The 11,415-nt window shown below is 72.3% G+C and carries 8 protein-coding genes; 4 read left to right on the top strand and 4 right to left on the bottom strand.

Annotated features, from left to right (window positions below; genetic code table 11):
• Positions 1-3: 3 nt before the first annotated feature.
• Complete coding sequence (locus ACWGI2_RS01410; RefSeq protein WP_453692977.1) at positions 4-2,145, top strand: hypothetical protein; 2,142 nt, start codon at positions 4-6, stop codon at positions 2,143-2,145.
• Here ACWGI2_RS01410 and ACWGI2_RS01405 read toward each other — a convergent pair.
• The 4 genes from ACWGI2_RS01405 to ACWGI2_RS01390 all read right to left on the bottom strand — a co-directional run bounded on the left by ACWGI2_RS01405 (position 2,142) and on the right by ACWGI2_RS01390 (position 7,584).
• Positions 2,142-3,491 (bottom strand): protein kinase domain-containing protein, encoded by a 1,350-nt coding sequence (locus tag ACWGI2_RS01405; RefSeq protein WP_453394029.1) that lies wholly within the window; start codon positions 3,489-3,491, stop codon positions 2,142-2,144. The two genes, ACWGI2_RS01410 and ACWGI2_RS01405, sit on opposite strands and share 4 nt — an antisense overlap.
• Entirely contained in the window at positions 3,485-4,417 is a 933-nt protein-coding gene (locus tag ACWGI2_RS01400; RefSeq protein WP_453692975.1) for a PP2C family serine/threonine-protein phosphatase, read from the bottom strand. The genes ACWGI2_RS01405 and ACWGI2_RS01400 overlap by 7 nt, the downstream gene beginning before the upstream one ends.
• Positions 4,414-5,073 carry a vWA domain-containing protein gene (locus tag ACWGI2_RS01395; protein WP_453394886.1) on the bottom strand — a complete coding sequence of 220 codons (660 nt, stop codon included), beginning with the start codon at positions 5,071-5,073 and terminating at the stop codon, positions 4,414-4,416. The genes ACWGI2_RS01400 and ACWGI2_RS01395 overlap by 4 nt, the downstream gene beginning before the upstream one ends.
• Before the next feature lie 207 nt (positions 5,074-5,280).
• A complete protein-coding gene (locus ACWGI2_RS01390; protein WP_453692973.1) occupies positions 5,281-7,584 on the bottom strand; it encodes a GTPase-associated protein 1-related protein in 2,304 nt (767 codons plus the stop codon).
• Positions 7,585-7,785: 201 nt separating this feature from the next.
• Between ACWGI2_RS01390 and ACWGI2_RS01385 the strand changes: the two genes are divergently transcribed.
• The 3 genes from ACWGI2_RS01385 to ACWGI2_RS01375 all read left to right on the top strand — a co-directional run bounded on the left by ACWGI2_RS01385 (position 7,786) and on the right by ACWGI2_RS01375 (position 11,307).
• Positions 7,786-8,652, top strand: a complete 867-nt coding sequence (locus ACWGI2_RS01385) for an alpha/beta fold hydrolase (protein ID WP_453692971.1) — start codon at positions 7,786-7,788, stop codon at positions 8,650-8,652.
• The gene (locus tag ACWGI2_RS01380; protein WP_453692969.1) at positions 8,649-9,941 is read left to right on the top strand and encodes a cytochrome P450; all 1,293 of its coding nucleotides are present in this window, start codon (positions 8,649-8,651) and stop codon (positions 9,939-9,941) included. Before ACWGI2_RS01385 ends, ACWGI2_RS01380 begins: the two co-directional genes overlap by 4 nt.
• 91 nt (positions 9,942-10,032) lie before the next feature.
• Complete coding sequence (locus ACWGI2_RS01375; protein WP_453692967.1) at positions 10,033-11,307, top strand: DUF1266 domain-containing protein; 1,275 nt, start codon at positions 10,033-10,035, stop codon at positions 11,305-11,307.
• Positions 11,308-11,415: the final 108 nt, after the last annotated feature.

Genomic DNA, 11,415 nt, shown 5'->3' with positions numbered 1-11,415 from the left:
CCCATGACGAACTGGCACCCCGGCGAGCGCCCGCCGGACGACGTCTTCGGGCTCCCCCTACCGAGCCTCCCCGCCTTCCCCGCGATGCGCGGCTACGCCCAACTGCACGCGACCATCAGGAAACTGGGCTTCCGCCACGCGGCCGACGCCCTGCGCGCCCCCGCGCCCGCGAACGTTTCGGGGCAGTCGACGCAGGCGCTGTTCGGCACGCTGCCGAAGGCCGAGACCGACGACGGCTTCCGTATCCTCGACGGCCTGTGGTTCCCCGCCCGCGGCGGCCTGTGGCAGCGTGCCGACCTGGCGTACGTCCAGAAGTGCCGTGCCCAGTGGATCGCGTCGGCCTACCCGCGCGCCCTGGACGTGGCCGCCGTCGTGGACGTCCTGGAGACCGTCGTACGCGACGACCCGATGGGCCTGCGCCGCATCGTCCTGTGGGAACTGTGCTGCCGGCTGAGCGACGGCACCGCGGAACGGAAGTCCGGGGCCGCCCGCACACCACCCGCCGCCGCGCACGCCGTCGCCCTCGGCGTGCACCGCGGCGAGGCGGGACCGCTCGTGGACGCCGTCGCCGCCGTCCGTTTCCCGGCGGCGGGCGACGCCCGGCACGCCGCCGAGACGCTCAACGACATCTGGCCGGGCACCCGGCTGCGCGAGGCGGAACGGCTGGCGGAGCTGATCGCCCCCGCGCCCACGGATCACGTACTGGCCGCGCTGCTCGGCACGCTCCGGGCCAGGTCCGCGTCCGTACGCCAACTCTCCGTCACAGCAGAGGAGTTGAAGGCCAAGGGTGATCTTCGTGGCGCGGCCGCCGCCTGGCTCGGCGCCCTGCGGCAGGCCCGCGACGACGTGGACGCGCAGGCCGGACTCTTGCGCGTCGCCGCACTCCTGGCCGACGCTCCCTCCGCCGCGAGCGAGTCGGAGGTGACGGCTTCCGTCGGGGAACGGACCGTACGACTGTCCTGGCACGCCCCGAGCGACGACGGCCGGGGCACCGGCACCGGCACTGCCACTGGCACGAACCCGGTGTCGTACCGCGTGCTCCGGTACCCCGACGACGCCCCCGAGCTCGCCGTCGAGGTGTCGGCGGACGACACCGCCCTCACGAGGGCCGACCTCGATCCCCCCACCGGACGCCCGCTGCGTTACGCCGTGTTCCCGATGCGCCGGGGCCGCATCGCCGGGGTGCCACGCGTCACCGCACAGGTGCTGCTCACCCCGGACGTCTCGGAGCTGCGCGTCGAAGCGGTGCCGGACGGCGTGCGGCTGCGGTGGCGGCCGGATCCCTCGGCCCTGGAGGTCACTGTCGTACGCAGGGCCGAGGGCGGAAGCGGCCCGGGGCAGCGGGTGTTCTGCGAGCACGACCGGCTCCTGGACACGCCGCTCGCCGTGGGCCTTTACGCCTACGAGGTCCGGTGCGCCTACCCCGGTCCCGGCGGGCGGCTCGTCCGGTCACCGGGGCGCACCGTCACCGCCCGCGTCGAACGCTGGCCGTCGCCGGTGGAGGAGCTCTCCGTACGGCGCCTCGACGACGGCCGCGTACGCGTCGCGTGGCGTCCGCCCGCACGCGGCGACGCCCATCTGGTGCCGTGGTTCGCGCACCATGTGCCGCCGGGCGCGGACGTGTCCGAGCACGTGGGCCGTCTCACTCCGCCCGACGGACCGCCGCCGACCTCCGTCGACGTGCTGCCGCCGCCCCGCGAAAGGCTGCGGATGACGGCCGTGAGCGTGCTCGGCGACCGCGCGGTCGCCGGCCCGAACGTGGTCGTCGAACGCCAGGGGGAGGTACGGGACCTTGAGGTGCGGCGCGTGGCCGCCGACCGCGCCGAGCTGCGGTTCGAGTGGCCCGAGCCCGCCGTCCTCACGCTCATCTCCTGGGAGGACGGCGAACGCGGCGGTGAGCGGCGCGTGGCACGCAGCCAGCACGTCTCGGGGCGGCCCGTGGCGCTCCAGGTCTCCCCGGCGGAGTGCCGGTTCACCGTGACCGCGCTGCCGAGGCCGGATGCCGTGGCCATCGGCGCGCCGTCCGCGCGAGCCGTGCTGCCCGCAGCGCCACCACCGGTACCACCGACACCCGCTCCCTGGTGGCGGACGTGGTGGCACCGGTGGCGTACGAAGCAGACGCCCGCGCCCTCTCACAGCACCTAGCCCCGGATCTCCGCCTCCGCCCCGCCCCCGAACTCCAGGAGCAGTCCCGCCCGCAGCGCGATCGTGCGCCCCGGCTCCACGTCCCGCACGGTCCCGTCGTCCTTCCGCGCGGTCCACACGTCCTTGGTGTGGTTGGTGAGGCCGAACCTGCCCGGGTTCTGCGGGTGTGCGGTCACCTCGCCCACGACGGCACGGAAGTCGTGCCGGTCGGGGTACTCGACCAGGTGATGGGCGTAGACGCGCGCGCTCGGGGCGAGCCTGATGCCGCGCCGCGTGCGCGATGTCCCCGTACCGGTGACCAGTTCGAGCCGCGGCGGCAGCACCAGCGTACGACCGCATTTCCAGCAGTCGGGGGCCGCGCCGTCCGGCTGCGTGAGGTTCTGCTTGCCGCAGGAGCCGCACTGGGTGATGGCGTCGAGGACTTGGCTCAGGGCGTCGCACCACTGCGACTCGCGGACCCGCTTGACCGGTGTCCGTACCCCCTCCGTGAAGGTACGGACGAACAGGTCCCGCAGGATCGGCGGCAGCGCGCCCCAGGTGGCGACCACGGTCGGCTGCTCGCCGGGCACGGGTCGGTTGCGGGCGTCGGACGGGTCGTAGATGAAGACGGGATCGGTGCCGTAGAGGCGCCGTTTGGCGGCCTCGTCCATGCAGCGGATCTGCAGGGCCTGCGCGCCGTTGAACGGGTGGTCGTTCATGAGGAGCAGGAAGAGCAGGACGGCGAGCGAGTGCAGGTCGGTCTGGGTGCCGGGCTGCGCCCCCTTGTCGCGGCGGACCAGCTCGGGCGCCATGAAGTCCATCGTCCCGGCGACCGCGGCAGACTCGCCCTCCACCACCGCGTTGTCGTTGTCGCACACCAGGACGTCCCCGGTGTGCGGGTCGAAGAAGATGTTGCCCCAGTTGATGTCGCGGTAGGCGATCCCCCTGGAGTGCAGCGAGCGGTACGCCTCGACGGTGTGCAGCGCCACGGTGACCAGCGTGCGCATCGTCGCCGCGGACACCGAGGGGTCGCGGCGGAACAGCGCGGGCAGGTCCTGGAAGCGCGAAGGGCGTACGTCCATGAGGTAGCCGAAGCCCGGTTGGCTGCCCTCCGGGTCGAGGACGATCGCCGTGGGCCACAGGAACCGGTCGTCGCTCCAGCCGCGCGCGATGAGCCCTTCGAGGATCTGCCGCTGGCGGGCGTCGGCCAGCTGCGGGTAGTACCACTTCAGCGCCCGATCGCCCTGCGGCGTCGTGACGCGGTAGACCTCGCCCTGGCCGCCGGAGCCGAAGAGTTCGGCGACCTTGACCTTGTCCCCCGACTCGGCCACCAGGGTCTTTCCGGCGGCGAGCATGCCGTTCACCATGCGGTTCCTCTCTCGGCTTCCTGTTCGGCTGAGCTTTCGGCTGAGCGGTCGGCTGAGCTTTCGGTCTCAGCGGGTGCCGTGGCCGCGAAGGCGCCCACGAACGTGGTGTCGTCACCGGAGTACTTGGCGGCCCGCTCCAGCCAGTCCGCGAGCTGCGCCTGCACGGCGGGCACACCCTGCGCCGCGGCGCGTTCGGTGACTCCGGTGGCGAAGTCCAGGAAACCCTGGTGGTCGGCGAAGCTCTTGGAGAGGCCGTCGGTGGACAGGAGCACGACCGGCGGCGCGCCCCCGGTGAAGGGCTGCCAGTGCGACCGCATCTTGCGCCAGGGCTCGGGCTCGCACAGCGAGTCCGTCTCGTCCCCCATGTCGGGCCCCGTCGAGAGCGGTGTGTGCGGGGTGCCGTCCGCGTCGACGAGGACGATGTCCCCGTCGCCCAACTGCCAGCAGAACAGCATGCTTTGAGTGACTACGGCGCCTATGAGGGTGCTCCCGTACACGGCGAGGTCGGGTTCGTCGTCGGCCGGAGCTGACACGTGGCGTCCGCCGTGCGCCGGGGAGTTGCAGTCGTGCAGGAGCGCTCGCTCGCGCCAGCGGTGCGCCACCTGCTGCGGCAGCCTGCGGGCCTCGGCGCGCAGGCCGTTCCAGCCCGTCGCGTCGGCGCCCACCCGCACCGCCTCCAAGGCGAAGCCCACCGCGCACGCGGTGAACTCCTCGACGGCCCACCAGGAGCCGAGGTCGCTGCGGAAGTGTGCGGCGGAGCCGTGGCCGTCGGCGACGGTGAGCACCGCGGCACGCCCCTCGGCCACGGACAGGACGCCGCCGCTGTCCTGGCTGTACTTCTTGCCGACTCCCTTGACCGTGGCGCTGAGCAGGGCCCAACTGCCGGTCTCCTGCTGCGTGCTTGCAGGTGTCGATGGCCCGCTCACCAGATGTCGTCTTCGTCGTCCTTGGTCAGCGGCGCGGGGCCGAGCGGGGACGCGGGCTTGGCGTCCTCGACCTTCGGCGTCGACGCGTCCTTGACGACGGCTGTCGACATCCAGCGGATGGCCGCGGCGAGCTGGCGGGGGTTCTTGGCCTGGAGGGGCTCGAGCTCCGGGTTGCCGAGGAACTCCTTGAGCATGCTCTTGTCCGCGTCGTCCCCGATGGCCACCGCGACCCGCACGGCACGCTTGCCCCACGGCGTCGCGTCGATCTCCCGCAGGCCCGCGCGCCAGTCGTCCGTGGGCTGCCCGTCGGAGGCGAGCGCGAGGACCGGGGGCAGCGCGCGCTGCGGCATCGGCGGGGTCTGCAGCGCGCCCGCGGCGAGCTTGAACGCCGCGCCCATGTCGGTACCGCCGTACGTGTGCACGTCCTCCCAGGCGAACCGGTCCACGGGGGTCGGCTCGCCCACGTGCCAACTCGCGCCGCTGGCAAAGGAGATGGCGCGCACGAGCAGCGAGGCGGCCGGGTTGGACTCGGCGGCCTGCTGCATCTCGGGGATGGCCTCACGGATGGCGAAGTTCAGCTCGCCGATCTTGCCGTTCACGCCCATGGAGCCCGAGCAGTCGAGCATCCAGATGAAGTGGACGGGGCGGTTGGCCATGCTTCCGCCGGGGAAGTTGTCGGCGGCGCCTTGGGCCTCGACGGTCACACTGGTGTCGCTGGTCTTCCTCACGCTGGTCCTCTCGCGCGTCGTCTGTGGAGCTGTCGTCTGTGGAGCTGGGGTCAAGAGATTGGTCCTTGCGGTCCGGGGGGCCTTGTGGTGTTGCGGGCCTCGCGGTCTCGTCGGGCCTTGCGGTCGCGTCGGGGCTTACGGTCGTCCCGTCGGCCCTTGCGGCCCCGGTGGCCCCTGCGGCCTCGGCGGGCCTTGCGACTGTGCCCGCACCTGTGCCTGCCGGCTGCGCCACGCGTTCCATTCCTGTACGCGCTGCTGCCCACGCCCCTGCGCAAGGCGGGCCAGCTCCGTGGCGACCTCGCTCAGCGTCCAGTCGTCGAGCGCGGGCAGCACGGGCGCCAGGATCCGCGCGAGCAGTTCGTCGGCGACCCGCTGCCACTCCACCGTCACCCCGCGCCCGTGCCGGGGGCGCCACGCGTGGTAGAGCGCGGCGATGGCTGCGGGCTGGTGCGGCAGTGCGTGGATCCGACGCTCGCGTGCGCCGCCGTCGTCTAGGAGATACGCGCGGTACGGCCGCAGCACATCGCCCTCCGCCGCCGTCAGGAACCTCAGCACCCGCGAGCGGCACAGGTCGACCGGATCCACCTCGGCGATGCCTCGCGCGATCAGCTCGTCCACTCCCCTGCGCAGGACGACATGGACGGGCGACGCCTGGCGCAGGGTGACGCCGAGCCCGTCGACGGCGCGGCCCACGGGGACCCGGCCGTCGGCGAAGTCCTTGGCCAGTACGAGGAGTTCCGCGGTGGCACGCTCACGCGGGCCGAGGGACACGGACAGGAGCGCCCTGGCCAGGTCCACCAGCTCGGCGTCGACCCGTTCCGGCTCCTTGAGCAAGCCCACGAGACGGATACCGAAGCCCGCGTCGATGATCAGACGCGCTGTACAGATCCGGGCGAGCCTCATCATGTCGACGCGGTCGGGCTGCCGGCCGCCCCACACGAGGCGCCACAGCAGCTTCAGCGTCTCGACGTCGTTCACCCGCCGCCCCGGCAGCAGCTCGGTCAGCGCGCCGAAGAGCTCGGCGCCGCGCGGCCCGCCGGGCTCCCTCCTCCAGCGCGCGGCCGCTTCGGCGAGGCGGACGGCGAGGGGCGCGTCGTCGATGTTCCTCAGCAGCCACTCCCCCTGCGGGGCGTTGGCGAAGTCGCGCAGCCGGTCCAGTTTGTGGTCCGTGAGGTGCAGGGCGAGCAGCTTCAGGACCCGCCGGTTCAGACCCTCGTGGCCGAGCGCCTCCAGGACCTCGACGGCTTCGGCGCACTCCCGCCGCCCGGGGTTGAGCAGCGCCCTGGCGAGCCGCTGCATGGCTTCGTCGAGGCCGCGCCCCGCGTCCGCGCCCATGGCGAGCGCGAGCCGCAGCGGCTCGGTCCAGGTCTCCATGGGCGCGCGCAGCCTGCGGCGCAGCTCGTCGTCCGCGCGCCCGCCGAACTCCCCGCGCAGCCGCAGCCAGGCCTCTGTGCTCAGCGGCAGCCGTTCGCAGGCGGCGAGGTCGGGCAGCGTGTCCTGGGCCACGGCCACGGACATGTAGTGCCGGACCAAGGCGAGGGCGAGGGGTTCGGCCGCGGCACGGTCCTCGGCGCCGAGCTCCTGGCACAGCGCGTACAGCTCGTCGACGACGGGGCTGCCCGCGCTCTGCTCGGCCACGGAAGCGGCGTGGGCGAGGGCGACGTCACGGCGCGCTTCGCCGGACATCGCGGCCAACTGCCGTACGTCGAGGGTCGGTCGGGCCAGTGCGAACGGGTCGTCGTCGGCGTCCGGCTCGGGCGGTGTCCCCTCGATCCACTGCCGGGCGGTCACCTCGGCCCAGGTGTCGGGCACCGGCGTACTGCCCTGGCCCCCGATGCCGTCGTGCACCCGGTAGAGGTGGTCGAGCGTCGGACCGTCGAAGCGGTCGAAGTCGGCGTCAGGGCCGATGCCGAGGATCTGCTGCGGCGCACGCCGAGGCTCCGCCGTCCATGTACTGAACGTCAGCGAGGCGGCGTACGGCCCAGGCAGCGAGGCGCAGGCGAGAGCCACCCAGTGGGCCACGGTCCGCGGATCGTTTTCGGCGACGACGATCTGCCGCCCGGCCCGCTCGTCGAAAAGGCGGCGCACGTCGGCAAGGAAGGGTTCGACGCGGGACGCGTTCTCGCGGGCGAAGGCGACAAGCCGCTCCGTCACCACGTCCAGTGTGGGCGCCGGGAGTTCATCGACCGAGTCCGCATGCACGGCGTCGACCCGCTGTTCCGCGCCGACGGTGGCGCAGAGGAGGGCGCCGCCTCCGGGGAGCCGACTGCGGCTGAGCCCTCTGCGGTGACCGACGGCGAGCACGTACTCGGCGACCTCAGCTGATTCCAGGGACTGTTCCTTCTCCTGCTCCTGCGGTCCCGCCTGCGCGGGGATCAGACGGACGGCTCCGGTGACCGGCTCCTCGTCGAGCCGATAGCTGAGTCGGCGGATGGCCATGCCACATTGTGACCACCCGCGTGCCTCGATCGCAGGCCGTCCGCCAAGTTTTCACCTTCCTCGGGAATCACTCGGTTCACGCCCCGCTCTCCGGCGGCGCCGGGCACCCTTGCGGCGCAGGAAAGTTGGGGCCAACGTGGTCCCGGGCCGCCACGAACGGCCCCTTCCCAAGATGCCTTCCTCAAGGCGATCGGAGTCGACGTGGCCTCCTCTTCCTCCTCCTCTTCCCCCTCTTCGTCCTCCCCGTCCTTCCAGCTCCCCCATGCCCTCCTGGGCGACGGCCCCCACAAGGTGATCGCCGTGCACGGGTGGTTCGCCGACCGGTCGGCCTACGCGCCGGTGCTCGCGGACCTCGACCTCGCAGCGTTCCAGTACGCGGTGGTCGATCTGCGCGGCTACGGGGAGGCGAAGGACGCCGCGGGCGCGTACACGACCTCCGAGGGGGCCGCCGATGTCGTCGGCCTCGCGGACCGCCTCGGCTGGGACCGCTTCTCGCTGATCGGCCACTCCATGGGCGGCTGCGTCGCCCAGCGGGTCCTGGCGATCGCACCGCACCGGGTCCGCAGGCTCGTCGGCGTATCGCCCGTGCCCGCCTCCGGACTCGAACTGCCGCCGGAACAGCGGGAGCTGTTCTCCGAGGCCGACCGGCTGCCGGGGAACCGCCGCGCGATCATCGACGCCACCACCGGCGGTGCACGGCCCGCGGCCTGGCTCGACCGCATGGTGGAACGCTCGCTCGACGTCAGCGACGCGAAGGCCTTCCGTGCCTGGCTCGACTCCTGGGCGGGCGAGGACTTCCACGACCGGGTCGAGGGCTCGACCGTGCCGGCGCTCGCGGTCGTCGGGGCGCTGGATCCCGCGCTGGGGGCGGACCTGATGCGCCGGACCTGGCTGCGCTGGTACGCGCGCGCCGAACTCACCGAACTCAGCCAGGCGGGCCACTACGCGATGGACGAGACTCCGCTCGCTCTCATCCGCGCCGTGGAGGACTTCCTGCGTAAGGACGGCGAGGGTGACGACGCGGGCGACGGCGCGGGTGACAGCGAGAGCGGCGACGGCTCGTCGTGAGCGTCGAACTCACCGTCCCACCCGACGTGTTCGACCCCAGGCAGTACGCGGCCGGGGTCCCGCACGACCGCTACCGCGTACTCCGCGACCGGTACCCCGTCGCCTGGCAGCACGAGCCGCAGGTGCTCGACTGGCCGGCGGGGCCCGGCTTCTGGGCGGTGACCCGGCACGCGGACGTCGTCCGCGTGCTCAGGGACTCCGTCACCTACTCCTCGCACCTGGGCGCCACCCAGATCCGCGATCCCGACCCGGACGACCTGCCGTTCATCCGTCGCATGATGCTCAATCAGGACCCGCCCGATCACGGGAGACTGCGCCGCCTGGTGAGCCGCGCCTTCACACCCAGGCGTGTGGAGCGCTTCGAGACCCTTGCCCGCGACCGGGCCCGCTCCCTGCTCTCCACGGCGGCGGACCGGGCCCGTGACTCCGACGGCACCTGCGATCTCGTCACCGCCGTCACCGACGACTACGCGCTGCTCAACCTCTCCGACCTCCTCGGCGTGCCCGAGAGCGACCGCGGCCTGCTGCTGCACTGGACGCAACGCGTGATCGGCTACCAAGACCCGGACGAAGCCGGGGAGTTGAAGCTCGGCCGGGACGGCAAGCCGCTCAACCCACGCTCACCGGCGATGCTGCGCGACATGTTCGGCTACGCGCAGGACCTCGCGGCGCACAAGCGCCGCGTACCCGCCGACGACATCATGACCACCCTCGCGAACGACCCCGAACTGACCGCACCCGAACTGGAGATGTTCTTCTTCCTGCTCACCGTCGCGGGCAACGACACCGTGCGCAGTGCGGCACCCGGCGGCCTCCTCGCCCTCATGGAGCACCCGGAGGAGTACCGCCGCCTGCGCGAGGGCGAAGTTCCCCTCGCCACGGCGGTGGACGAACTGCTGCGCCGGCACCCTCCCGTGCTCACGTTCCGCCGCACAGCCATCAAGGACACCATCCTGGCGAACCGGACCATCCGCGCCGGGGACAAGGTCGTCGTCTTCCACGCGTCGGCCAACCACGACGAACGCGTCTTCACCGACCCCCACCGCCTGGACCTGTCCCGCTCCCCCAACCCCCACGTCTCCTTCGGCGAGGGCCCGCACGTCTGCCTGGGCGCACATTTCGCCCGCCTCCAACTCCGGGTCCTGTACGAGGAGTTCCGCGCCGCGGGGACCGCACCTCTTGAACTCGCGGGGCCACCCCGGCGCCTGGTCTCCAACTTCATCAACGGGCTGAAGTCGGTGCCGGTAAAGGTGAAGTCGATGCCGGTAAAGGCGCCGAAGGCGCAGTGACTCGGCGGTCCCGTGGCCATCGGATACGGTTCAAGATCTACTGCGAGCCCGCGCGCGAGCCCCGCGCGCCACCGACCACGGAGACTCCCGCATGCACGGCGCAGCCGTCCCCGCAGCCGATGACGAGTACCACGACGACATCTTCCCGAACGTCGACACCCCCGATGACGGCAGCCGCTGGCAGGCCCCCGCCGACCTCGAAGAGCACCTGTACGAACTGTGCGAGGCCGACGACGCGTACACCTATCTGCGGGCGATAGCTGTCACCGGCCTATACCGCCCGGTGTCGGCGGCCGACATCGAACCGGGAGCGACCGAGCGCCCGGTCCTCACCGTCGATCTCCCCGACGGCCGCCGGATCGCGCAGATGTACACGGTCGGACTGCTCCCGCGCCCGCATCCCGAGGTGGTGTACGAGTTCGTCACGCTGGGCACGCTCGCCGCCGAACTGCCCGACGACATCGACATATTGGTGGTCAACGCGGCCACGCCCTGCCAGCAGTTCTATCTGACGACCGAGGAGGAACGGGACGTCTGGGCGGACCTGCACGCGGACCTCTACGTCGACGGCCGTCTGCACGACCGCATCGACACCCGCCGCACCGGCACCCCGGAGTCCCCCGCCCTGCTGCACGGCCTGGCCTGCGGCGCCCACCTCTGCTTCGCCAACGGCGACGCCTGGAACACCCTGGACTGGCACGGCGCGGGCTACAACTCCGAGGTCGAGCGCCTGGAGGAATGGTGGGGCGTGCACGGCCGAGAGGACTGGCTCGGCACGCAGGAGCGCCTCCTGAACCGTGAAGTCAGCCCGTGGTACTGGGACTTCGTCCTCGGTGCCCGTACGTCGCTGATCGAGCAGTTCGGCCCGCGCGTCGACCCGGAGCTGTGGCGCCAGTGCGTGGAGGTGACGATCCGCGACCGCATGGCCGAGACCGGCGGCCACGATTCCCCGCACAAGCCGGGCGACGACCCCGACCTGGACGACTTCGTCGCCGCGCTGCGCGGCCTCGCCGGGAAGATCATCCGCTACGAGTCGCGCTTCCGCGCCGACGACCTCCTGCCGCCCGACGGTCACGTCCGCACCATCGCGGCCTGGGACATCGGGCGGGCGTCGAAGATGGCCCGCTGGGGGCGCGGCGCCCGGTACGCGAGCCATGCGGAGCTGGAGGCGGCCGTCGAGCGCGCGAGCCACGAGGCCAGGTCGGCGTACACCTCGTGGGAGGAGTTCTCAGCGGGCTACGTCCTCGGCCGCTGCCTCCACTTCGACGAGGAGCAGTTCGGCGACTGGTACACGACGGTGCTCCAGGCCCACCGCGAGCTGATCTCGGATCCGGACAGCCCGTGGCTGACGGTGCCGTTCATGTAAATCCGACAGCCACCCGGCGTCCCCCGCACCCCTCCGCTCACCTGAGCACCCCGCATCACAATCTGGTCTCGCTGACCCGCCAGGGTCTTGCCACCCACCCGTGTAATC

It is taken from the genome of Streptomyces sp. NPDC054866 (genome assembly GCF_053610745.1).
This window is presented reverse-complemented; position numbering and strand designations above follow the sequence as displayed.